This window comes from Vibrio penaeicida (genome assembly GCF_002933855.1).
In the GTDB taxonomy this organism is placed as follows: Bacteria; Pseudomonadota; Gammaproteobacteria; order Enterobacterales; family Vibrionaceae; genus Vibrio; species Vibrio penaeicida_A.
This window is the reverse complement of record NZ_BFAQ01000046.1, coordinates 1-248: the sequence shown is the minus strand read 5'-3', so window position 1 is coordinate 248 and position 248 is coordinate 1. Positions and strand designations below refer to the sequence as shown.

The 248-nt window shown below is 60.1% G+C and carries 1 protein-coding gene; it reads left to right on the top strand.

The features are described from left to right. On the top strand, positions 1 to 248 hold a 248-nt coding region (locus VPNCDNU1_RS28890; RefSeq protein ID WP_167404872.1), incomplete at both ends, for a hypothetical protein.

The following is a 248-nucleotide window of genomic DNA, read 5'->3' as shown; positions in this document are numbered from 1 at the left end:
GACGTGGCTACGCAGGTCAAAGATATGGACACCGCTTGGCTGGCAGCCCATTCGCCGTATTTTCGCCATCAAGTCAACGCACTGGCGCGGCAAGCGCAGGTCAAAAACGCGACGCAGATCTTAAAACAAGCGAAGGAAGCGACCGCCCAACGCGTCAGTGCGGCGGTATTGTCGGATCCGGTGGCGATAGCGGGCAGTACAGTGGGGGCGTTGGGGGATCGTGTGCTGTTCGGTGCGCTCACCAATCG